Annotated in this window: 18 protein-coding genes and 1 pseudogene; 10 read left to right on the top strand and 9 right to left on the bottom strand. The window is 32.4% G+C overall.

What is annotated here, in order from left to right; all coding sequences use genetic code 11:
- Positions 1 to 189: 189 nt before the first annotated feature.
- The 5 genes and pseudogenes from DUZ96_RS01080 (at position 190) to DUZ96_RS01100 (ending at position 5,328) form a co-directional block, all read left to right on the top strand.
- Positions 190 to 1,116: an ABC transporter ATP-binding protein gene (locus DUZ96_RS01080; protein WP_114299562.1), complete on the top strand. Its 927-nt coding sequence runs from the start codon at positions 190 to 192 to the stop codon at positions 1,114 to 1,116.
- Position 1,117: 1 nt separating this feature from the next.
- The gene (locus DUZ96_RS01085) at positions 1,118 to 2,440 is read left to right on the top strand and encodes an ABC transporter permease (protein ID WP_114299594.1); all 1,323 of its coding nucleotides are present in this window, start codon (positions 1,118 to 1,120) and stop codon (positions 2,438 to 2,440) included.
- Positions 2,441 to 3,265 (top strand): mechanosensitive ion channel family protein, encoded by an 825-nt coding sequence (locus DUZ96_RS01090; protein WP_114299564.1) that lies wholly within the window; start codon positions 2,441 to 2,443, stop codon positions 3,263 to 3,265.
- Positions 3,266 to 3,272: 7 nt separating this feature from the next.
- Positions 3,273 to 4,163 carry a DUF6268 family outer membrane beta-barrel protein gene (locus DUZ96_RS01095; RefSeq protein ID WP_258774281.1) on the top strand — a complete coding sequence of 297 codons (891 nt, stop codon included), beginning with the start codon at positions 3,273 to 3,275 and terminating at the stop codon, positions 4,161 to 4,163.
- Positions 4,164 to 4,165: 2 nt separating this feature from the next.
- Positions 4,166 to 5,328 (top strand): annotated as a pseudogene (locus DUZ96_RS01100) (sigma-54-dependent transcriptional regulator).
- A gap of 2 nt (positions 5,329 to 5,330) precedes the next feature.
- Here the strand turns inward: DUZ96_RS01100 and DUZ96_RS01105 are convergent.
- Positions 5,331 to 6,539 (bottom strand): hypothetical protein, encoded by a 1,209-nt coding sequence (locus tag DUZ96_RS01105; protein WP_114299567.1) that lies wholly within the window; start codon positions 6,537 to 6,539, stop codon positions 5,331 to 5,333.
- 73 nt (positions 6,540 to 6,612) lie between these two features.
- On the opposite strand from DUZ96_RS01105, the gene DUZ96_RS01110 reads away from it, so the two are divergent.
- Complete coding sequence (locus DUZ96_RS01110; protein ID WP_114299569.1) at positions 6,613 to 7,494, top strand: PPK2 family polyphosphate kinase; 882 nt, start codon at positions 6,613 to 6,615, stop codon at positions 7,492 to 7,494.
- The gene (locus DUZ96_RS01115; protein ID WP_114299571.1) at positions 7,484 to 8,887 is read left to right on the top strand and encodes a M20/M25/M40 family metallo-hydrolase; all 1,404 of its coding nucleotides are present in this window, start codon (positions 7,484 to 7,486) and stop codon (positions 8,885 to 8,887) included. Before DUZ96_RS01110 ends, DUZ96_RS01115 begins: the two co-directional genes overlap by 11 nt.
- A 313-nt stretch (positions 8,888 to 9,200) precedes the next feature.
- Here the strand turns inward: DUZ96_RS01115 and lysA are convergent, their stop codons facing one another.
- Positions 9,201 to 10,403 carry a diaminopimelate decarboxylase gene (gene lysA, locus DUZ96_RS01120; RefSeq protein WP_114299573.1) on the bottom strand — a complete coding sequence of 401 codons (1,203 nt, stop codon included), beginning with the start codon at positions 10,401 to 10,403 and terminating at the stop codon, positions 9,201 to 9,203.
- Between the two features lie 223 nt (positions 10,404 to 10,626).
- On the opposite strand from lysA, the gene sucC reads away from it, so the two are divergent.
- Both sucC and DUZ96_RS01130 read left to right on the top strand, forming a co-directional pair.
- Positions 10,627 to 11,817: an ADP-forming succinate--CoA ligase subunit beta gene (sucC, locus tag DUZ96_RS01125; protein ID WP_114299575.1), complete on the top strand. Its 1,191-nt coding sequence runs from the start codon at positions 10,627 to 10,629 to the stop codon at positions 11,815 to 11,817.
- Positions 11,818 to 11,975: 158 nt separating this feature from the next.
- A complete protein-coding gene (locus tag DUZ96_RS01130; protein ID WP_114299577.1) occupies positions 11,976 to 12,320 on the top strand; it encodes a hypothetical protein in 345 nt (114 codons plus the stop codon).
- Positions 12,321 to 12,364: 44 nt separating this feature from the next.
- Here DUZ96_RS01130 and DUZ96_RS01135 read toward each other — a convergent pair whose 3' ends face one another.
- The 3 genes from DUZ96_RS01135 to DUZ96_RS01145 form a co-directional block, all read right to left on the bottom strand.
- The gene (locus DUZ96_RS01135; RefSeq protein WP_114299580.1) at positions 12,365 to 13,066 is read right to left on the bottom strand and encodes a phosphoadenylyl-sulfate reductase; all 702 of its coding nucleotides are present in this window, start codon (positions 13,064 to 13,066) and stop codon (positions 12,365 to 12,367) included.
- A gap of 91 nt (positions 13,067 to 13,157) precedes the next feature.
- On the bottom strand, positions 13,158 to 13,394 hold the full coding sequence (locus tag DUZ96_RS01140) for a DUF1456 family protein (RefSeq protein WP_114299582.1): 237 nt from the start codon (positions 13,392 to 13,394) through the stop codon (positions 13,158 to 13,160).
- 54 nt (positions 13,395 to 13,448) lie between these two features.
- Positions 13,449 to 14,054 carry an alpha/beta hydrolase gene (locus DUZ96_RS01145; protein ID WP_258774282.1) on the bottom strand — a complete coding sequence of 202 codons (606 nt, stop codon included), beginning with the start codon at positions 14,052 to 14,054 and terminating at the stop codon, positions 13,449 to 13,451.
- A gap of 184 nt (positions 14,055 to 14,238) precedes the next feature.
- Here DUZ96_RS01145 and DUZ96_RS01150 point away from each other — a divergent pair, with 184 nt between their 5' ends.
- A complete protein-coding gene (locus DUZ96_RS01150) occupies positions 14,239 to 14,640 on the top strand; it encodes a TerB family tellurite resistance protein (RefSeq protein WP_114299584.1) in 402 nt (133 codons plus the stop codon).
- 4 nt (positions 14,641 to 14,644) lie between these two features.
- Here the strand turns inward: DUZ96_RS01150 and uvrB are convergent, their stop codons facing one another.
- The 4 genes from uvrB to DUZ96_RS13215 form a co-directional block, all read right to left on the bottom strand.
- On the bottom strand, positions 14,645 to 16,651 hold the full coding sequence (gene uvrB, locus DUZ96_RS01155; RefSeq protein ID WP_114299586.1) for an excinuclease ABC subunit UvrB: 2,007 nt from the start codon (positions 16,649 to 16,651) through the stop codon (positions 14,645 to 14,647).
- 35 nt (positions 16,652 to 16,686) lie between these two features.
- Positions 16,687 to 21,513: a T9SS type B sorting domain-containing protein gene (locus DUZ96_RS01160; RefSeq protein WP_114299588.1), complete on the bottom strand. Its 4,827-nt coding sequence runs from the start codon at positions 21,511 to 21,513 to the stop codon at positions 16,687 to 16,689.
- Between the two features lie 234 nt (positions 21,514 to 21,747).
- The gene (locus DUZ96_RS01165) at positions 21,748 to 23,529 is read right to left on the bottom strand and encodes a gliding motility-associated C-terminal domain-containing protein (protein WP_258774283.1); all 1,782 of its coding nucleotides are present in this window, start codon (positions 23,527 to 23,529) and stop codon (positions 21,748 to 21,750) included.
- Between the two features lie 35 nt (positions 23,530 to 23,564).
- Positions 23,565 to 23,670 (bottom strand): T9SS type B sorting domain-containing protein (locus tag DUZ96_RS13215; protein ID WP_147267033.1); only part of this gene is annotated, 106 nt, incomplete at its 5' end.

Genomic DNA, 23,670 nt, shown 5'->3' on the forward strand with positions numbered 1-23,670 from the left:
CGGTAATTTTTCTTTTTCATAGCAATTTTTTCCCATCCTTATTTAGTTATAAGGGTGGGTTTTGTTTTTTATGGAGTTTGCACATTTGAGATTAAGTAATTCTATATCAATTAGTATTAAATTAATAATGCAAAACTCTTTAACATTTAATATATTTACTTTCTAACCTAAATATAAACTCCAGACTAAATGAACAATTTATTAGTTGCTGATTCCGTCTCAAAAAATTTCGGAAAATTCAAAGCACTAAATCAAGTGTCTATTGGTGTACCAATGGGCAGTATATTTGGATTATTAGGTCCAAATGGAGCTGGTAAAACAACACTTATCAGAATTATTAATCAAATAACCATGCCAGATGAAGGGCATGTTTATTTAGATGGTCAATCTTTAAAACCAGAGCATATAAAAGATATCGGATACCTTCCAGAGGAAAGGGGTTTGTATAAATCTATGAAAGTTGGAGAACAAGCACTTTACCTAGCCCAATTAAAAGGCATGTCAAAATCCGAGGCCAAGAATAGATTGAAATATTGGTTTGAGAAACTGGAAATTGGTGATTGGTGGAATAAAAAGATCCAGGAGCTAAGTAAAGGTCAAGCCCAGAAAATTCAATTTATTGTTACAGTTTTACATCGACCTAAATTATTGATTTTTGATGAGCCTTTTTCTGGATTTGATCCTATAAATGCCAATTTAATTAAAGACGAAATCCTAAAGTTAAGAGACGAAGGCGCAACCGTAATTTTTTCTACGCACAGAATGGAATCCGTTGAAGAATTGTGTGACCATATTGCCTTGTTGCACAAATCCAATAAAATATTAGATGGTAAGCTCAATGATATAAAGCGCAACTTTAAAACAAACACTTTTGAGATAGGTCTGCAATCATCAAAAAGTGAGTCTGTGCTTTCTGAAATTAAAAATTCATTTGAGGTTTTACCTGCGACGTTTAAAAACCTTAATGATGATATTAAATTGAACATTAAAATAAACGAATCTACTTCGCCAAACGACTTATTATCATTTTTAACCTCTAAGGCTGAGGTGCACCATTTTGTTGAGGTAATACCTACGGCAAATGATATTTTTATCCAAACCGTACAAAATAATTAACATGAATCATTTACCCCTCATAATAAAGCGTGAATATTTAACCAAGGTTAAAAACAAATCATTCATAATCATGACCTTTTTGAGTCCATTGATAATGATTGCCCTAATTGCATTGGTTTCTTATTTATCCCAAATTAATAGTGATAAAAAACGAACCATTTCAGTCTTGGATGAAACCGGATATTTAATAGATATTTTTGAAAGCACTGACAATACAACCTATTTAAAACTAACTGGATTAAATTTAGATGACGCAAAGGAAATAGTTAAGGAGAAAGAAGACTATGGTTTACTGCACATTGGTAATGTGACATCATTAGATGATGTTGGTAAGAATATAAAATTTTATTCAGAAGAATCACCTTCCTTAACCATCATATCAGGATTAGAGAGAAAAGTTGAGAAGAGGTTGCAAGAGATGAAATTGCAAAAAGATGGTGTTTCACTTGAGCAAATAGACGCCTCTAAAACAAGTATTGATATTGCACAAGAAAGTTTTGATGGTGAGAAAAGTTCTAAAATTGATAACATTATTAAACTGGCATTTGGTGGTATTGCAGGTTATTTATTGTTTATGTTTATAATTATTTACGGCAATATGATTATGCGCAGCGTTATTGAAGAAAAAACCAGTAGAATCATTGAAGTTATTATATCTTCCGTTAAGCCTATTCAATTAATGATGGGTAAAATTATAGGTACCTCATTGGCAGGTGTAACACAATTTGCTATTTGGGTAATTTTAGGAGGTGTCATGCTTACAATAGTCTCAGCCATCTTTGGTATTGATATGGCCCAAGTTAATACACCACAACAGGAAATAGTTAATCAAGCGATGTCTGCGCAAGGGTCGGATGAAGTGCAAGCCATGGCAGAAAATATAATAACGGCTATAAATAATTTACCTATAGGTAATTTAGTAGTTGCCTTTATTTTCTTTTTTATTGGTGGTTATCTTTTATATAGTTCACTTTATGCTGCGATTGGTGCGGCCGTTGATAATGAAACGGATACGCAACAATTTATGTTGCCTATTTTGATGCCGTTAATTTTGGCAGTCTATGTTGGTGTTTTTACTGTGATTGAAGATCCTCACGGAACTGTATCAACGGTGTTTTCTTTTATACCATTAACATCTCCAGTAGTAATGCTAATGCGCATACCTTTTGGAGTTCCACTATGGCAACAGGGACTATCACTGTTGTTATTAATTGGTACATTTATTTTCGCGGTATGGTTTGCGGCTAAAATTTATAGAGTTGGTATTTTAATGTATGGTAAAAAAGCAACCTATAAGGAATTGTTTAAATGGCTAAAATATTAGATGTCTAGAATAAAAGAAATACTTAATTATAAATTGTCATTCTCTGATGATATATCCATCAGTGTAAAGGGATTGTTGTTTGTAATTCTAGTAATAATTCTTACTTGGATAGTATTAAAAATTATTAAAAGAATTCTAACTAGAAACTTACCAAAAGAGGATAAGGCAAAATTTAATACAGTTTTTTCATATGGTAAGTGGATAGTATACCTTGTTTTCCTATTAATTACACTTAATACCATAGGCTTTAATGTGACAGGCGTTTTTGCTGCTTCAGCCGCATTATTGATTGGTGTTGGGCTTGCATTACAAACACTTTTTCAAGATATAATTTCAGGTATATTTATTTTGTTAGATCAATCCGTTCATGTTGGTGATATAATAGAATTAGATGGTAAGGTAGGACGAGTAGAAGAAATTAAACTTAGAACAACAAGAGCTGTTACAATTGACAATAAAGTTCTGGTAATACCAAATCATTTGTATTTAACAAACTCACTGTTTAACTGGACACAAAATGGAACGCTTACTAGAGAAAATGTTCAAGTTGGAGTAGCATACGGTAGTAATGTGCAATTGGTAAAAAAACTACTTTTAGAAGCAGCAAATAATCATCCTGATGTAATTAAAGTGCCTGAACCACTTGTTGTATTTACTGAGTTTGGTGACAGCTCATTAAATTTTAAGTTGATTTTTACTTTAAATGATAGTTTTAAAGCCACATTTCCTAAAAGTGATATAAGATTTGAAATTGATCGTTTATTTAGAGAAAATAATATTACCATTCCATTTCCTCAAAGAGATATACATATTAAAAACAAATAAATATTAAATGAAAATTTGGCTTCCAAAATGTATAATTTTGCAATTCTTCTTTGGATTTTGCTGTATGCATTTTGTGCAGGCCCAATTAACTGATTTGGTCAGGTTAGAATATTCGTTTATACCTAGTAGTAAATCTGAAGATCAATATACCAGACTAAGGGCATCTTTAAATTTCCCGATTAAACTAAAAGATAAAGACTATTTAATTATCGGCGGAGAGTATAATAGAATAATTTTAAATCTTGAAGAAGAATATCCTTTTGATACTGGGTCTTTGGAAACTTTGCATATTATTGATTTTAGTCTTGGATATACAATTAAAGTTAAAAATGATTGGAGAGTTGGAATAAATATTAACCCAAGAATTGCGTCCACATTGACCAACTCAATGACTTCAGACGACCTGTTTTTAAATGGTGGGATCTTTGCAATAAGAGATAGAACTAATGCAACTGATATTGATAAACCTTATAGATTTATTTTAGGTATAACGTATAATACTACTGCTGGTGTGCCTTATCCACTTCCATTTATTAGTTATTATAGAAGAGTAAATGAAAAATGGTCTTATAATGCAGGTATACCAAAATCAAACTTAAAGTATTTTTTCAGCGATAAAAGTATGTTACAAGTATTTGCCACACTAGATGGATATTTTGCTAACATTCAAAAACCTATTGATGTTGATGGGCAAAAGGTTAATAACATATCACTTTCTGTTGCAGTTGCAGGACTTGGGTATGAATATTGTTTTACCAAACATTTAGTTGCTTATGTGTATTCAGGATATACCTTTAGGTTAAACAATGTACTACGAAATAGCGATAGAGATGAAATATTTGGATTAAACGAATTAAATGCGTTTTATTTAAGAACAGGAATTAAATTTAAATTATAGATATGCCAAAAATTTTAATAATAGAAGATGAATCGGCAATTAGAAGAGTATTAGTCAAAATACTATCTGAAGAAAATGATACCTATACGGTTGATGAAGCTGAGGATGGTTTAGCCGGAATTGAAAAGATTAAGAAGGATGATTTTGATTTGGTACTATGCGATATAAAAATGCCTAAAATGGATGGTGTTGAGGTTTTGAAGCCATTAAGAAAATAAAGCCAGAAACGCCAGTTGTTATGATCTCCGGTCATGGCGATTTAGATACCGCTGTAAATACAATGCGTTTAGGTGCATTCGATTATATTTCCAAGCCTCCGGATTTAAATAGGCTTTTAAATACGGTAAGGATTGCCTTAGATAGAAAAGAGCTCGTTGTAGAAAATAAAAGGCTTAAGAAAAAAGTAAGTAAAAACTACGAAATGATTGGTGAAAGTAATGCAATTGAAAATATCAAAGAAATGATTGATAAAGTTGCACCAACAGATGCCAGAGTTTTAATTACAGGACCAAATGGTACAGGTAAAGAACTTGTTGCTCATTGGCTTCATCAAAAGAGTGACCGCTCTAAAGGTCCAATGATTGAGGTTAATTGTGCAGCAATCCCTTCAGAATTAATTGAAAGCGAATTGTTTGGTCATGTTAAAGGTGCTTTTACCTCTGCAAACAAAGATAGAGCTGGTAAGTTTGAAGCAGCAAATGGCGGTACTATTTTTCTTGACGAAATTGGTGACATGAGTCTTTCTGCTCAGGCTAAAGTACTGCGAGCCTTACAAGAAAGTCGCATTCAACGTGTTGGTAGCGATAAAGACATTAAAGTAAATGTTAGAGTTGTTGCGGCAACTAATAAAAACTTAAAAAAGGAAATAGAAGAGGGTAAATTTAGAGAAGATTTGTATCATAGATTGGCTGTAATTTTAATAAAGGTTCCAGCTCTAAATGATAGGAGAGAAGATATACCATTATTGGTAGATTATTTTACTGATAAAATTTCGAAGGAGCAAGGAACGGTGAAGAAATCGTTTTCTGCCGAAGCCCTTAAGTTATTGCAAAACTATGACTGGACAGGAAATATTAGAGAGTTGCGAAATGTTGTTGAACGATTAATTATTCTAGGAGGTAAGGAAGTTAGCGAATCAGATGTTAAGTCTTTTGCATCAAAATAAAACTATATCCCAAATGAGACTGATATTCCAGTTTGAATATCTGGGTTGTTATTGACGGTAAAGTCTTGTTGAATGTAGAATGTGGTAGTCATTTTTCTTGTGAATGAATACATCAAAGTCCAATAATTATTCTTATTGTAAAGATTAGATGTTCCAGAATTCCATGACTTAAATGAGGTTACATTTTTAGTTGGAATAAGATAATCAAATTCACTTTTTTTGTTCAAACTAGTTTGCACATAGAAGTCTGCACCGAAGCTATGACGGACTTTTTTGCTTTTAGATAGAAAACTATATTGAATTATTGTTTCTAGATACCCTAAGAAGGTGTTATTACTAAAATCCATATTATCATCTTGAAAATCTACAAGATTGTTTTTAGTACTCCCTATACTCAATCCAATATCAAATGAGCGCTTATTTTTTAATTGAAATCCTTTCATAATATTGAGTGAGGCACCTAGGTCTAAGGAGGCATTATACTTTGTCGTATTGATACCAATGTGGGCACCATAATTAAAATCAAAACCTTTCAATATTTCTTTTGGATAACGATAGTAACTCAATTCAAATCCACTCAAGATAAAGTCACCTTTGTTAATATTCATGACTCTATTATTTCTGTCTTTATATCTTATTTGGGCCTCATTCAAGGGGTAAAGTTGTCTGTCAAAAGGGTCTTCTCCACCAGCAATATTTTCATGAAAATATTCGATAGTATCATCACTAGTAAGAATAGAAAATGGAAATTTACCTCCAGTTAGTAAAAATGAACGAATACCAACTTTCAACTCACTTTTAGAATTGATAGGTAGGTTAAGATTAATGCGCAAACCTTTTATTACACCATCATTTTGTACCTCCAAAGTCTGGGCGTCTAATGTGTCCACATCGACACGGAATTCTCTATTGTGCCAAGGATATTGACTAACAAAATTTCGATCTTCAGAGTTGTTTGGAATATAAGCAGTCACAAGAGGAGACCATACATTACCACTTTCTAAGTTTACACTCATATTTTGATCTCCAAGAGGTTTAGTTTGAAAATTACCTTGCCACCTTGAAAAAAATATTCCAAAAGGATGTGTTGAAACAACACTTGCTTTTTTAATAATATTCTCATCAAGACTAGGGTCAGAAATTAAATCTTGAGAAAATGAAAATTGAGAAAAAATTAATATTGCAGCAAATAAAAAGGACTTGTAATTCAAAGTTTAGGACAGATCATATTACCAGCCCTAAATCTACAAAATGTTCATTATATTTAGAGGATAGAATTAAATTATGAAGACTATCAAAACAGATGATTTTAGAATTACCTCTAAAATCAACATTAAAGATCTGCCAACTACTGTAGATATCCAATCAAATAAAAAAGAGTTAAAAGCTGCACTTCGGGACGTTAGTAAGGATTTGGCCGAAATCCAAAACGCGATGTATGCGTATGGAAAATATTCAGTTCTGTTTTGTATTCAAGGCATGGATACTGCTGGAAAGGATAGTCTAATTCGAGAAGTATTTAAAGAATTTAATGTTAGAGGAATAGTTGCCCATAGTTTCAAAAAGCCTACAGATTTAGAATTAAAGCACGACTATTTATGGAGGCATTATATTGCCTTACCAGCTAGAGGTAAATTTGGCATTTTTAATCGAACGCATTATGAAAATGTTTTGGTAACTAGGGTACATCCAAATTATTTGATGTATGAAAATATGCCAGGTATAGATTCTGTAGAAGATGTAAATGATGCATTTTGGGATCGACGATTTGAAGAAATTAATGCATTTGAAAAACACATTGCCGACAATGGAACAATTATTTTCAAATTCTTTTTAAATCTATCCAAAGACGAACAAAAAAATAGACTTTTAAGGAGACTAAATAGGCCAGATAAGCAATGGAAATTTTCTTCAGATGATTTAAAGGAACGAAAGCTGTGGGATAAATATCAAATGTGCTATGAAGAGGTTTTAAATAGAAGCTCAAAAGTACATGCACCATGGTTTAATATACCTGCAGATGATAAACCAGCAGCAAGATATATTGTGGCTAAAATTCTATATGATACATTAAAACAATACGCGGATATTAAAGAACCAGAATTACCTGCCAAAGAAAAGGCAAATATTGGTCTATATAAACAAGAATTAGAAAATGAAAATTAAACTATTAATACTATTCATCAGTGGTGCATTGACATTTGGATTCGGTCAGACAGATGAAGATGTCCTCAAAACAATTTATACAACCTCCCTTACTAATGGCCACAGTTATCAGTGGTTAGACTATTTATCTAATACCATTGGAGGGCGATTATCTGGCTCTACCAATGCCGAATTGGCTGTACAGTACACTAAATCCGAACTTGAGAAATTAGGATTAGATAAAGTATGGCTACAACCAGTAATGGTTCCAAAGTGGGTGAGAGGAGAGAAAGAAATGGCTTATTTCGAATCATCTGATGGATTTCATAAAGTAAATATCTGTGCTTTGGGAGGTTCAATAGCAACACCAGATGGTGGGACAAAAGCACAAGTTATTGAGGTAAGCACATACAAGGATATAGCTGGCTTGGGCGAAGAAAAGATAGAGGGTAAAATCGTTTTTATTAATAGAGCCCTACAACCAGAGTTAATTAATACGTTTCAAGCATATGGAGGTTGTTCTTCAGAACGCTATAGAGGAGCGGCTGAGGCAGCAAAGTATGGTGCTGTTGGCACTATTGTACGCTCCTTGAGTTCTAGACAAGATGATTACCCTCATACAGGTAGTATGAGTTATGGTGATTTACCAGTAGCTCAAAGAATACCTTCTGCTGCTATAAGTACTAACGATGCGGTTAAGTTAAGTGAGACGCTTAAAAAGAATCCTAATCTTGAGTTTTTCCTAGAGCAAAGTTGCCAACAATTTGAAGATGTTTTGTCATACAATGTTATAGGTGAAATTACAGGCTCTGAATTTCCAAATGAAATAATTTTGGTTGGAGGTCATTTAGATTCTTGGGATTTAGGAGACGGAACTCACGATGATGGTGCAGGTGTTGTGCAGTCAATGGATGTGCTTAGATTAATGAAGGAAAGTGGGATTACACCAAAAAGAAGTATAAGGGTTGTTTTGTTTATGAATGAAGAAAATGGTTTAAGAGGAGCAAGAAAGTATGCTGAAGTTGCAAAGGAAAAAGGGGAGAATCACATTTTTGCATTAGAAAGTGATGCTGGAGGATTTACGCCACGTGGATTTTCTTTTACTACAAATGAAGCCAATTATAGTCAAATCCTCGACTGGAAACCATTATTTAAACCATATCTTATCCATTATTTTGAATTAGGTGGTAGTGGTGCAGATATTGGTCCGTTGCGATCAGAATCTAATGTTTTGGCTGGTTTAAGACCAGATTCTCAACGCTATTTTGATCATCATCATGCATCAAACGATACGTTTGAGCATGTTAATAAACGAGAATTAGAATTGGGCGCAGCAACAATGACGTCCTTGGTTTATTTGTATGATAAGTATGGTGTGAATCCAGTGCCTAAATCATCAAATTTTAAAGATTAGAACATGAAAAGTATATTCGTTTTTATCATGTAAGGTTTTAGTAATTTTTTGCTTTGTCAATCAGAAGAGCAATTACCCTATTATGAAATCCCTAAATATTCAGAGGAATTTACTACAGGTACAATACAGCAAGAATAGCTGACGTCTTGGGTTTCAGGTTTTATTGGACAACTAATAGTCCTACCTAGCAGGATTTGAAATTTAAAGCTAATGAAGAAGGTCGTACTACAAAGGAAACGATTAAATATATTTAGGTTTATATTATTTTAAAAATCCGAAGAAATGGAATATAAAACTTGCTAATAGTAACCCTTTATATTGAAATTTCTACTTGATTCTGTAGAATGTCCTCGAAAGTTTCACGTTTTCTAATAAGATTAGGTTTACCATTATGTATTAGTACTTCTGCAGGTCTATAGCGCGAGTTATAATTACTTGCCATTGTAAAACAATATGCACCAGCATTTTTGAAACAAAGAATATCACCTTCTTTAATTTCATTGATGCGTCTGTTGTTCGCAAACGTATCAGTTTCACAAATGTAACCTACAATAGAGTAGAAACGCTCCCTTCCGCTTGGATTAGTAATATTAATAATTTCATGTTGAGAACCATAAAGCATCGGTCTAATGAGATGGTTAAAGCCAGAGTCTATTTGAGCGAAAACAGTTGAGGTTGTTTGTTTTACGACATTTACTTTTGCTAAAAATACACCAGATTGACTTACTAGGAACTTTCCTGGCTCAAAAGCCAAGGTTAATTCTTTACCATAGGTTTTACAAAATTCATTAAATCTATGAGTCAGCTTTTTACCAAGTTCTTCAATGTTGGTTTCAATATCACCTTCTTTATAAGGTACTTTAAAACCAGATCCAAAATCTATAAACTCTAAGTTTTTGAATTGCTTTGCAGTTTCAAATAAAATTTCACTAGCATATAAGAACACATCAATATCTAGTATGTCGCTACCTGTATGCATGTGAATACCATTAATATTCATCTTGGTATTTTCAACAATACGCAATAGTAAGGGGATTTGATGAATTGAAATGCCAAATTTACTATCAATATGTCCTACAGAAATATTGGTATTGCCTCCGGCCATAACATGAGGATTAATTCTGATGCAGACAGGTATGTTTGGATGCTTAGTTCCAAATTGCTCTAGAATAGATAAGTTATCTATATTAATCTGAACACCTAGTTTCGCAACATTTTCTATTTCCTCTAAGGAAACACCATTGGGTGTATAAATTATATCTTCTGGATTGAAACCTGCTTTTAGTCCAAGTTGTACCTCTTGTATTGAAACAGTGTCTAAACCAGATCCTAGTGATTTAAATAATTTTAATATAGATATATTTGAAAGTGCTTTTACTGCATAGTTTACCTTAAGATTTTTTACTTTACTAAATGCCTTAGTAAGTCTATTATATTGATTAATGATAGTTTCTGAATCATATACATAGAGCGGACTCCCGAATTTAGAAGCTATTTTTAAAAGTTGTTCAGACATAAAAAGTGTTTTTTTCAAATATATTTTATAGATTAATTAAACACATAAAAGTGATTATAAATATCACTATTTAAACATTTTGTTAATTATATAACATTCTATTTTGTTGTATTCCATAGATAAAAATTCATTTTAAAATCCTAGACTAATCATTAGGTAAATTAATTTGAGAAACGTTTTAGGTTCCTTATTTTTGTGCCTCGAAATAAATTTCTGATAACAAATGAATTTACACGAATATCAAGGAAAAGAATTACTAAATAGTTTTGGTGTACGTATACAACGAGGTATAGTAGCACATAGCGCTAATGAGGCAGTTGATGTTGCAAAACAATTAACCAAAGAAACAGGAACTTCATGGCATGTAATAAAAGCCCAAGTTCATGCAGGTGGACGTGGTAAAGGCGGTGGAGTAAAACTTGCTAAAAATTTACAAGAAGTAGAAGAAATAGCAGGTAATATTATAGGTATGAATTTAGTTACTCCTCAGACATCTGCTGAAGGTAAAAAGGTTCATCAGGTTCTTGTTGCAGAAGACGTGTACTATCCTGGTGATAGCGAACCAGAAGAATATTATATGTCAGTTCTTTTGAATCGTGGAGTTGGTAGAAATATGATAATGTATTCCACAGAAGGAGGAATGGATATTGAACAGGTTGCAGAGGAAACACCTCATTTAATTTTCACGGAAGAAATTGATCCTGCAGTAGGAATTCTACCATTTCAGGCAAGGCGTGTTGCGTTTAATTTAGGATTATCAGGTACAGCATTTAAAGAAATGACAAAATTTGTTACCGCTTTATATACCGCTTATGTTAAGTCTGATGCTTCTTTGTTTGAGATAAACCCTGTCCTTAAGACAAGTGATGACAAGATTTTGGCTGTAGATTCTAAAGTTACTTTAGATGAGAATGCTTTGTACAGACATAGAGATTTAGCTGAATTAAGAGATTTACGTGAAGAAAATCCGATTGAAGTTGAAGCTGGTTCTTTAGGATTAAACTATGTTGACTTAGATGGTAATGTAGGATGTATGGTTAATGGTGCTGGTCTTGCAATGGCGACAATGGATTTGATTAAGCATTCTGGTGGTGAGCCAGCAAACTTTCTTGATGTTGGGGGAACTGCAGACGCATCTAGAGTTGAAGCGGCATTTAAGATTATTTTAAAAGATCCTAATGTAAAAGCCATTTTAATAAACATATTTGGAGGCATTGTGCGTTGTGATAGAGTAGCACAAGGCGTTATAGATGCATATAAAAATTTAGGAAATATCAATGTGCCTATTATTGTTAGACTGCAAGGTACTAATGCAGATATTGCGAAAGAACTGATTGATAATTCTGGTTTAGACGTTTTGAGTGCTACTGAGTTTCAAGAAGCTGCAGATAAAGTTCAAGAAGTCCTGTCATAAAGCTATTTTAATTATAAATATTGAGCACCTATTTAGTAGGTGCTTTTTTTTGCTCTAATGTTAATGTTCTGCTAATCAAAGTTAAACACTGTTAATATGTGTAACATAATATAATTTTTGCAGTCTATTAGGTATCAATCTTACAAAAACGAAAAATTATGAAAGCATTAAAAATGTTTGTGCTAGCCGTAGCAATTACGTTTAGCTCTGTACTTTCAGCAAGTACAAACCCCACCAAAAAAGTTGAGCCAAAAACAGTTACTCAAACTGTAGGTGAATTGCTAAAGAACCCTGACTTACAGATTAGTTCTGAAGTTTATGCCATTGTAGATTTAGTTATTAATGAAGACAATGAAATGGTTGTATTAAATGTTGATACAACTCACGAAAATGTAGAGAATTACATTAAATATCGCTTAAACTATAAGAAGTTATCTAAAGAGGCAATTGGTAAGAATAGGTCTTTTAAGGTACCGGTGAAAATAATTAATACAAACTATTAATAATTAGTAAAATTTAAAGAAGCGCCTTATTTGAGGCGCTTTTTTTATAAATGTAAACCACATTCGGTCTTTGGGTTATTGTTCCATCGTCCACTTCTGTCTTCACCAGGAACGGTACAATGTGTACAACCAATGGACTGATATCCCTTTGCAACTAATGGATGAAATGGCAATTGATGTTCTTGAATATATGCATCCCGTAGTTCCTTGGAAATATCTAAAAGGGGATAAAACTTTAATATATTTCCGCGTTGTTCAAAAATATTTAAGCTTGATCTATGGTCACTTTGCCATTCCATTAATCCTGACATCCAAATATTATATTGTGCTTTGATACGATCAAGAGGCCTTACTTTGTTAATTGAACAACAAAAGTCCGGATTTTTGCTCCAAGTTTGATCTTTGGTAGTAAAGACATGTTCTTCTTTTATTGCCGAAATAGAAGTAATATTTAAGTTGTATTTCTCCTCTAGTGTTTTTTTGTAATTCAAAGTTTCTTCAAAATGATAACCAGTATCAATAAAAAATACTTCTTGTTTGAGGTTAACATCAGAAACCAGTTTTAAAAGAAATGCTGAAGTTGCTGCAAATGAGCTAGTGAGCATTACATCTGTTATTTGAAAATCATGGTACAATTTCTCAATGCGTTGCCTTGCAGTGAGCGGTTTATAAACATCATTTAAAATCTCAATTTCCTGAGATGTAAAAGTCCGCTTTGAAGAAATATTACTAGTTGTTTCAAACATACATTGAACCGTTTAAAGGTCCTACAATGTAGATGCTAGTTTCTTAATTAAAAAATTCAAAGTCCATTTTTATGAACTTCATAATTTCAGGTTACTTTTTTTGCTTTTTTGGCATTGGCCCCCTTAAATGAATGATTAATCCATTAAGAAAATTTCTTAATATTTGGTCGCCACATTCCATATATTTTGGATGATCTTCTCTTCTGAAGAATGCATTTAATTCACTTTTTGATATTCTAAAATCAACCAAAGCCAAAATTTTCACAATATCATCATCTCTCAATTTGTGTGCTACTCTAAGTTTTTTAAAAATGTCATTATTAGTCATTAATTTTAATTTTTAATTAGTTTTATCAAGCGATTGGTATGCCTCTCTGAAATGTTAGGGCCAAAACTTTTCATTATGCTCACAATTTGTAATAATGTTATTTGAGATATCTAAATTTTCAACGAGTTCAAAAACTTCTAGGTTAGTCCAAAATACCGATGAAAATATACCTGCTTTACTAAATGATTCGGGATATTTTATAACTGCATAAAATGAAATCAAACCTCCTAGAGATAAATCAAACAAATTAGTATGGTTAGGCTGTGAAAGTATTCTATAATTTTGGTGAATATGTAGTTTCAATATTTTTTTTATAAACGATAAATAGTAGTCTCCCTTCCCACCGCTATACTTTTCATGTGAATAAGGTGTCAATTCATCAATTCGCTTTTCCCCAACATGATTTATGCCTAGGCTTGTACTTTTATTGGTGGTAAATGAATCTAGGTATTCATCTACTCGCCATTCTCCAAAACATAAAGTTTTAATATTAAATAAATTTTGAGTATCGTGCATGTAAATGACTGGATATGCTTTTTTAGAATTTTCATAATCTTTTGCTAGATACAACCAGATTTTTTTAGCAGTATCTAGTTGAGGTGCTTCAATTGTAAAGGTGATAACTTGTTTAGAAGCAGTACTTTGACCATTAATTTTCATCAAAAAAACTAAAGAAAAAAACATTAAAAAACGCTTGAATGGCATGCTATAGTTAGGATTTAAAATGATGAACGTGTAAAAAACACGACTAAGTACACGTAATTTTTCGACAAGATACACTATATCCACGACAACAAATTTTCTTACCTCCTTAACTTTACCCTGTTAATATAATCTCTCTACAATGATTAACCGAGCTGAAAAATTAAGCCTACTTTCTGAGATGATTGCATTCGCTCAGAAGGACGACAATATAAAGACTATTGAATATAACTTTTTGCTAAGTATAGCTCGGCAACTAGATATTTCAAAAGAAGATTTTGAATATTTATTTCAACATCCTGTTACTTATGTTCATCTTAAATCTCATAGTGAACGTATCGTGCAATTTCACAGACTCGTTTTATTAATGAACCTAGACCATAAAATTTCTAACAAACAATTGGTAAAGATTCATAATTTTGGTCTTCGCATGGGATTAAGCCATGAATCAATTAATAGAGTATTGGATTTAATGGATAGTTTCCCAAACAAGATTGTACCACCAGACTTTTTAATAGATTTGTTTAAGGTGCAGTATAATTAAGATTTTATTTAATCTTTAATTTTTCAAGTTTTTCCTGATAAGCCGTAATTTCATCTCTGAAATGCGCTGCCTCCATAAAATCAAGCGCTTTTGCAGCTTGTTCCATTAGCCTACGTTTTTCCCTTATTTTTTTTTCTAACTGACTCTTAGTTAAATATTCACTTTCTGGTTCTGACGCTAATTTCAAATCTAATTCGGTTTTATATGTACTTACCGAATTTTTGGCAAGAGCACTATCCAAACTTTTGTTTAATGCCTTAGGAGCGATATTATTCGCAGTATTATAGGCAATTTGTTTTTCTCTTCTATAATTGGTTTCATCAATTGTTTTTTGCATGCTATTCGTAATTTTATCAGCATACATAATTGCCATTCCATTTAAATTTCTGGCGGCTCTACCAACGGTTTGTGTTAATGATCTATTTGAACGCAAAAACCCCTCTTTATCAGCATCTAAAATTGCAACTAATGAAACCTCAGGTAAATCAAGACCTTCTCTAAGTAGATTAACACCAACTAAGACATCAAATAATCCTTTTCGTAAATCTTGCATTATTTCTACTCGTTCTAAAGTGTCAACATCGCTATGTATGTAGCGACATCTTATAGATATTCTAGTTAAATATTTAACAAGCTCTTCTGCCATTCGTTTTGTAAGGGTAGTTACCAGAGTACGTTCGTCTTTATCAACACGGTTCTGTATTTCCTCAATTAAATCATCAATTTGATTTAAACTTGGTCGGACTTCAATAATAGGATCTAATAGTCCTGTAGGTCTGATTACCTGTTCTACATAAACTCCGCCAGTCTTTTGCATTTCATAATCAGCAGGTGTAGCACTTACATAAATAACTTGATTTTGCAATGCTTCAAATTCTTCAAATTTCAATGGTCTGTTGTCCATTGCAGCAGGCAGTCTAAAGCCATATTCTACTAAGTTTTCTTTGCGACTTCTGTCTCCACCATACATGGCATGCACTTGTGAAATTGTAACATGGCTCTCGTCTACAACCATTAAATAATCATCAGGAAAATAATCCAATAAGCAAAATGGGCGAGTTCCTGGAGCTCTTCCATCTAGGTATCTTGAATAATTCTCGATACCCGAACAGTACCCTAATTCTCTAATCATTTCTAGATCAAATTCCGTACGTTCTTTTAAACGTTTTGCTTCAAGATGTTTACCTATGTCTTTAAAATAATCGTGCTGTTTTACTAGATCGTCTTGAATTTCAATAATCGCATTTTGCAAAACATCTGGCGAGGTTACAAACATATTTGCTGGATATATGTTTAGTCTATCATAACGCTCAATCACCTCATTAGTTAAAACATCAAATGCTTCAATTTCTTCTATTTCATCTCCAAAAAAGTGAATTCTAAACGCATTATTAGAATAACCTGGAAACACGTCTACTGTATCTCCTTTAATTCTAAAGTTTCCATTTTTAAAATCTGCTTCTGTACGAGAATATAAACTTTGTACAAGTTGGTGAAGTAATTTTGTTCTTGAGATGACCTGATCACGTTTTATAGTAATAACATTTTTTTGAAATTCAACTGGATTTCCAATGCCATAAAGACATGATACAGAAGCAACAACCAATACATCTCTACGTCCAGATAGGAGTGAAGAAGTAGTGCTTAATCTCATTTTCTCGATCTCTTCATTAATAGAAAGATCTTTTTCTATATAAACACCGGAAACAGGAATATATGCTTCGGGTTGGTAATAGTCATAATAAGAAACAAAGTATTCTACAGCATTATTTGGAAAAAACTGTTTAAACTCCGAATATAATTGTGCTGCCAATGTTTTATTGTGCGCCAGAACTAATGTAGGTCTTTGTACCTCTTCAATAACATTTGCAACGGTAAAAGTTTTACCAGAACCTGTTACACCGAGTAATGTTTGGTATTTTTCATTTTGGTTAATTCCATTAGCCAATTGTTTAATAGCTTCGGGCTGATCTCCAGTTGGTTTAAATTCTGATTCAATTGTGAAACGCATAGCGCAAAGTTACGATAAAGAAGACTCTAAATCAATTATCGTCTAAGCGCAAAATGTCCTTTAATTTGAAAGGTTACACCGTCTTGTACAACATCAGCTATATACCAATAGTCACTTGAAGGCATTTTATTTCCGTTATAAGTTCCGTCCCATCCTGGAGTGCTTGATCCTAGTTGTTTGAGAACTTTACCGTAGCGGTCAAAAATGTTAACTGTACTTCCAGGTAATGTTTCAATACCAACAATATGCCATGTGTCAAAATCACCATCGTTATTTGGTGTCATGTGTTTTGGTGTATCTATGACAATAACTTCTTCGGTTACTTCAGAACAACCGTTAAGATCTATTACAGTAATGGTATGATAACCTAACCCAACATTTTCAAAAATGTTCGATTCTTGTGGCTCAAAATCATCTAACTGATATAAATAATCTCCAATACCACTTACGGTAATTGTAATGTTATTAGGGTCTGAGAAATCAACAGTTTCAGTAAATTCAATATTGGCAGCTTCAGATTCAGACACATTAAAAACTTGTGTGTTTTCACAACCAAAGGCAGTAGTTACTGTTACCCAATACGTGCCAATATTATCAATCTGTATTTCTGGAGTGGTTTCTCCTGTTGACCATAAATATTGATCATTTCCAACGTTTGTATTTGCTGATACAATTAGTGGAAGATCATCCAAACAAATTACTTGGTCTGGAATATCTATTACTGGTAGAGGATTTATTTCAACAGAGAATTGATCAATAGTAAAACACCCTGTATTGTTATTTTCAAGCCTTACATAGATTACTTCACCGTCGAACGCAATATAATCGGTATCCACAAATGAGGTATTACCATTAGCATCATCTTCGGTATTAAAATAACTTATGGTATATTGAGAAGGATTAAGTAGACCAAGTATATCGTTATTTTGAAGAGTGAGGTCAAAATCTAATAGTCCATCAAAATCATCATCACATGCAACCAAGTCATTAAGATGATTAACTGTAGGTGAAGGGTTAACGTTTAAATTAAACTCATAAATGGCATAACAATGTGTTGTTGTAAATGCAGCTCTAGCAAATATTGTATCAAAGTTAGATTGATAAACATAATTTGTATCTAGCGGATTTGATTCTGATTCGGCATCAATTGCATTGGAATAGTAACTAAACTCTACATTGAAGTTAGAATCAGTAATAACAGAGTTTATCTCATTTAGATCAAAACTATTAGTGTTATTTTCACAAATGTCATATACCTGAAAATCATTTATTACAGGTGGGAGGTAAACAATTAATTCTACAGGTACTGCTACGAAACAATTTGAGATTGTATTCGTAACCTTTAAGTAAATAGTTTGCGGATTGTTATTATTCGTGAAATTTTCAGGATCTACAATTGCATTAGTATGATTTTCAACATCGGTTAATGATCTAAAATATGATATTTCAATATTATCTTGTCTAACATCTAGTATATCAAATTCAGCAATTGTCAAATCAAAAGTGGTAGACCCATCATAATCTGCGTCACATTGTACAATAGGTTGCGAAGGACTGACCTGAGGTACTTGAATCACATTTACTTCAAATGATGTGATAGAATTACAAATTGTACCATTATCTATTTGAACATAAATCTGTTGCGGATTAGTTGTATTTGTGAATTGTTCTGGTAATGGATTTATTCCGTTTTCAGCGTTAAATTGAGTAGTATAAAAAGTAACATTTAAATTATCTGGAATACCTTGAGTAATTTCATTGATTTTAATAGAGAAATCGAAAGTTTCAGATCCATCATTTGATATGTCATCACATACAAACCAATCTGTAGGTATATTGTAAGTAGGATTAGTTCCTACCTCGATTATAAAACTTGTAGTACCATAACAATCTTGATCAGTTAGGTTTTCTACTCTAGCAAAAATTGTTTGTGGGTTGCTTGTATTTTGATAGATTGAATTTTTGTTAATTGCATTAACACGATTATCTGCATCATTCTGATTTAGATAATATAAAACTTGTTTACCGGTTTGCCCATTTAGGATTTCTGTATCCCTTGTATTAAAAATAAAATCGCCTATTCCATCACTACTTTCTTCACAAATCTTATAATTATTAATTGGGTTAAAAACCGGAGGAGTATTTACAATTATTGACAGCGTCTCAACTGAATGACAACCTGTAATTGTATTTTCAACTCTTACAAATATTGATTCTGTTTCTGCATTGTATGATACAGTATTGCTAATTGAATTTGTTCCGTTATCCGCATTTTGTTGACTATTATGAAAACTGATTGTTCGGTCATTGGTGTCGCTTACAACTTCAGAAATTATATTGGTTAAATTAATAATTGAAAATGCGTCCTGGTCATCATCGCATATAATAATTGAAGATGGAGTGCTGGTTACAGGAGCTTCCAATATTGTGATTTCGAAATTATTAATATCATGACATCCCGTATCCAAGGATTGAATCCTAGGATAAATCGTAAAGGGATTCGCAGTATTTGTATAAAAGTTTGGTAAAGGATTAGTATTGGATATTGCATCACTTTGAGATAAGTAATAAGTTACACCAAAATTAGGTTGACCTTGAGTTACTTGATTGTCAAATTGAGATAAGTCAATTGTAGTAAAACCGTCTTGGTCTTCATCACAAACAATTTGATTATCAATAGGATCAAATTCCTGAACTTCAACTAATATTAATGATATTTCGGCAATTTCTTGACAATTTGAATTTTCTAAATTTAAATATAAAGTCTGTGGAACATTAGATGGTGTATAAGGTATTGTTTGGTCTAAAGAATTAATTAAATTATCCCTGTCGTACTCAGATTCATAAAATTCAATTGAAACACCTTCCAAATCATTAATTATTCCATTTGCAATATTAATAAGATTAAATTCTTCTAAATCATCATTGCCTATATCACATTGAGAGAAATCTCTAATATTCGTTCTGGTTAATAATAAATTGGTGTGTAATTCTATTGGAGTTATTGAAGCACAACCTCTAGCATTGCTTTCTACTCTAATAAAAACAATCTGAACATTTTGATCTATATTATCATAATTAGTACTATTGTTTATTGGGTTTATTCCAGATATTGCGTCATCATAAGTTTCATAAAATGTAACAGTGACATCAGTCAATCCTTCCAATACTTCAGGAATTATTGTAGTTAAGTCAAATTCCGAAAACCCATCATGATCTGGATCGCATGCATCAATGTAGTGATCGTCAGTATTAATAACAGGATTATCTAATACACTTATGTCTAAAGAAGTTGTACTTAAACAACCTGTTTGAGGATTTTGTACACTAACATAAACTGTTTCATTCGTATTTGTATTAACGTATGGCATAGGTAATGGATTAATTCCATTTGAAGCATCATTGGCATTACTATGATAAGTAACTATTAAATTATTTTGACCATTCGTAATTTCATTGTCTTTGATGCTTAATTCAATTGTGGTATATCCATCTGAAGTCTGGTCGTCACAAACATCTAAAGGAGTAGGGTCAACTATGTTTGGCAATTCATTGACTACCAAATTAAAACCAGAGAAAGCAAGACAACCATTATCAACATCTTCAATCCTCACAAAAATTGATTGAGGATTTGATGAATTTTGAATTAATCCTGAAATTGCATTATTTCCATTTTCGGCATCAGCAATAGAAAGGTAATATGATATGCTGTAGTTTCCGGCAGGAACTGATCCAAAAACTTCAGAATCTTTTGTGTTTAAATCAAAAGTTTCTATCCCATCATTGCTTATGTCATCACAAATTTCATAATTTGAAATTGGCTCAGAAGACTGCGTATTACTTAATGTTATATTGATATCATTTTCAATGATACAAACACCATTTGGAAGTGGTATTTCAATTTCTACACGGTAATTACCTGATTGAACAGCTTCAAATGTTGTTGAGTTAGCACCAGGGATAAGCGCATTATTAAAAAACCAATTATAGGTTGCCTGAGAGTTTTGAATGTCTCCATTTAATAATATACTACTAGCACATGTTTCAATATCATCACCTAAATCAACAGATGCATTAAAACTACTTCCTTCGATAAAAACTGCAGAGTCATAATTTTCATCAGTTTGATCTGCAATTACAAGTTTAATCTGATATTGAATATTAGGCTCTATAGAAGCAGTTGCGGTTAATACAGTTGTTCTTCCGTTATAGTTAGTGTCTCCAAGATTATAACCTTCAAAGTATTGATCATTTGAGGCATCACAAAAACCAACGATCTGATCATGTACAGTATTTGTATTTATAGGAGTAGATGTATCAGGAACTAATGCAATATTGGTGTAAGGATTCACACTACCAGCTTCTCTAATCAAAAGTGCAAAACCATCCGAATATTGACACGGGAAATTACCAAAGTATTCTTCTGAGGCAAGTATAAAATTAAATTGAATTTGATTTGATATTGAAACAAAATCAAATTCAATTGAAGTTGCATTTAATGTGCCTGTAATACCTAATGCTGTTTCAAGATCCATATCTGTTGTCCATGCATCATCACCTTCATTAAGTACTGCATTATTTTGCCCATTTCCTGCGGAAAGTGCATTACCTGTTGTAAGTACAATGCCATTTTCAAATGGAAAAGAAGATCCGGCCCGTTCAAAATAACCATAGCTTCCTATACCTGAAACACTTCCATTTATTGAAGATGATATATTAGAAACCTCGACACAACCTTGAATAAGAGTATTTTCAACTAAACTTTGTGGTGAAACAGAATTGTCTACAGTTATTTGTTGAGCAAAATTTACTGTACTTATAGTACATAAAAAGATAAGGATAATGCGGTTAATGCGGTCCATATATTTCGGTTAAGCTAAAAGTGTAATTAGATTAATTTGGGTCCCAAACTTAATTTTACCTTTAATTAGGCGGAAAATTAGATATAAACTAGATAAAATACAAATAAATACGACGAAATACATAAAATGTTAACATATTGCACTAAATAGGGAGAAATTATTAGCCAAATAGTCTGTTTATTTCAATTTTATAATTTAAATAAGGAAAAAGTATCTTAAAAATTCTTATTCGTTTTAATAGTTGACATAGACCCAACCTACAATAGATTCAAAATTTGGGTCATTTAAATTGAGAACATAATAGTAGGTGCCAACGGGTACAATATTTCCGTTCGCATTTATACCCTTATTTACAACGCCAGACCATAGTTTGTCATTATTACCTTTGAAGATTAGATCACCATATCTATTAAATATCAAGAGTTCATGTTCAGTAAATATATCATATAGCCCTTGTATATTAAACCAATCATTGGCATTGTCGTCATTAGGTGAAAATCCATTTGGTATTGTTGGCGGACAATTTTCGATATTCAAATTGAATTGATAAACCTCATAACATGGAGGACTAGATAGCCTTACATAGATGACATCAGGAGCTGAGACATTATTATAATTGGTAGGAATAAGAATTTCATTGGATTGATTTTCTAAATCATCTAATTCAGTGAAAAAAGAAACGTCCTCCTCATTATAGTCCAATGATTCCAGTGCTTCAAATAAGTTAAAGGTTGAAATTTCAAAGCCTTCATTGCATTCAATTAACTCAGGTAATTCAATTATATCGGGAATAATGAGTAATTCAACATCCTCAAATGTGATGTTATTGTCCTCATTAGTTTCGGTAATTGTGCCATTCATAGTGCCATCATCATCAACAATGCCTACTATGGTTAAATCCGAATCAGTTCCTTCAGGTATTGTTATTATTGTAGAGTTACTTTCACTTTCATTTATTTGAATGTCATTTACTGTTTGACTTTGTCCAATTAATAAACCATCTAGATAAAATGCAATGGGAGTATTAGCTGGTAGAATCGCCGTACTATTAAAATTATTTACAGTATAAAATAATTCTACACTATTATTACCGCATTGTACTATGTTACCATCTATAATCAATGTAGCATCAGGTAGTTGACTATTGAGGACAGTGATAATATTATTTATCATAACAAAATCTTGCCCAGATGTAAGGGTTATTGATGCAGAAGTATCTCCTATAGAAATGTTGTCTTGGATATTATAAACATCAATATCCATATTATAGAGGTCCGTTGCACCTGTAAAAGAATTTGTGCCATTGAATGCATTATTAGCCGGATTTAAAGGTAAGTTGCTAATTACATTATCATTGATTGTGAGTTGTTCATTAACCGCTATTGAACGATCACCTTCCCATGCAATAAATCCAATTTTTGCGTCTTCATTATCTAGTACATTAAGATTGTCTAATGTTATATTTAGGATGGTTGGTACACTCTGTAAACCATCATAAACATTTAGCTGATTTAAAGGTAAATTTTGGTCTTCATAAATGATAGTAATTGCCCACCCACCGAAATTTGTTCCTGTAGGACAATAGGGTGAAATTATACTAGAAAGATCAAAATCTGATACAGTGTAATTTGAGTTTCCTTGTGAAATAATTACTTCCGTAATATTGGCAAAAGCAGCAAAAAAGATTCGGTTTTCATCCAAAGCGTCACTGAAGGTACGTTCTGCTGTTATCGCTTCACCATTTAACAAAATATTGAAATCGCCAGTACCAGAGCCAGCCCAATATAAATAAGCTGCTACAATATTTTGATTTGTTAATAAGTTTAGGCTTGCAGACGATGAAGATTGAATGGTACATGGAGTTCCTGGGCCATTTTCAAATACGTTTAATGTGTTTCCAATTGCTGTATAATCATACCTTCCATTAAATTGTTGAAAAAGTGTAACATCTTGCGCAAATAGAGGGATAGATACACCAAACAAAAGCAAAATCATTATGTATTGAATCTGTTTCAAGTACGATAGTTTGGCATAACTAAGTTACATATTTTTTATCGCTTCAATGTAAAGTGACTTGAAAAGGTTCTTCCATCTTGGAGTTTAACCCTGAACCAATAGTCCGATGTTGGCATTTTGTTGCCGTTGAAAGTTCCGTCC

Origin of the sequence: Winogradskyella sp. KYW1333 (assembly GCF_003335675.1) — a bacterium.
GTDB lineage: Bacteria > Bacteroidota > Bacteroidia > Flavobacteriales > Flavobacteriaceae > Winogradskyella.

What these genes read in the sequence shown, in the direction of transcription:
- DUZ96_RS01080 (WP_114299562.1), top strand. Translation starts at nt 190, where the DNA reads ATGAACAATTTATTAGTTGCTGATTCCGTCTCAAAAAATTTCGGAAAA.
- DUZ96_RS01085 (WP_114299594.1), top strand. Translation starts at nt 1,118, where the DNA reads ATGAATCATTTACCCCTCATAATAAAGCGTGAATATTTAACCAAGGTT.
- DUZ96_RS01090 (WP_114299564.1), top strand. Translation starts at nt 2,441, where the DNA reads ATGTCTAGAATAAAAGAAATACTTAATTATAAATTGTCATTCTCTGAT.
- DUZ96_RS01095 (WP_258774281.1), top strand. Translation starts at nt 3,273, where the DNA reads ATGAAAATTTGGCTTCCAAAATGTATAATTTTGCAATTCTTCTTTGGA.
- DUZ96_RS01110 (WP_114299569.1), top strand. Translation starts at nt 6,613, where the DNA reads ATGAAGACTATCAAAACAGATGATTTTAGAATTACCTCTAAAATCAAC.
- DUZ96_RS01115 (WP_114299571.1), top strand. Translation starts at nt 7,484, where the DNA reads ATGAAAATTAAACTATTAATACTATTCATCAGTGGTGCATTGACATTT.
- lysA (WP_114299573.1), bottom strand. Translation starts at nt 10,403, where the DNA reads ATGTCTGAACAACTTTTAAAAATAGCTTCTAAATTCGGGAGTCCGCTC.
- sucC (WP_114299575.1), top strand. Translation starts at nt 10,627, where the DNA reads ATGAATTTACACGAATATCAAGGAAAAGAATTACTAAATAGTTTTGGT.
- DUZ96_RS01130 (WP_114299577.1), top strand. Translation starts at nt 11,976, where the DNA reads ATGAAAGCATTAAAAATGTTTGTGCTAGCCGTAGCAATTACGTTTAGC.
- DUZ96_RS01135 (WP_114299580.1), bottom strand. Translation starts at nt 13,066, where the DNA reads ATGTTTGAAACAACTAGTAATATTTCTTCAAAGCGGACTTTTACATCT.
- DUZ96_RS01140 (WP_114299582.1), bottom strand. Translation starts at nt 13,394, where the DNA reads ATGACTAATAATGACATTTTTAAAAAACTTAGAGTAGCACACAAATTG.
- DUZ96_RS01145 (WP_258774282.1), bottom strand. Translation starts at nt 14,054, where the DNA reads ATGAAAATTAATGGTCAAAGTACTGCTTCTAAACAAGTTATCACCTTT.
- DUZ96_RS01150 (WP_114299584.1), top strand. Translation starts at nt 14,239, where the DNA reads ATGATTAACCGAGCTGAAAAATTAAGCCTACTTTCTGAGATGATTGCA.
- uvrB (WP_114299586.1), bottom strand. Translation starts at nt 16,651, where the DNA reads ATGCGTTTCACAATTGAATCAGAATTTAAACCAACTGGAGATCAGCCC.
- DUZ96_RS01160 (WP_114299588.1), bottom strand. Translation starts at nt 21,513, where the DNA reads ATGGACCGCATTAACCGCATTATCCTTATCTTTTTATGTACTATAAGT.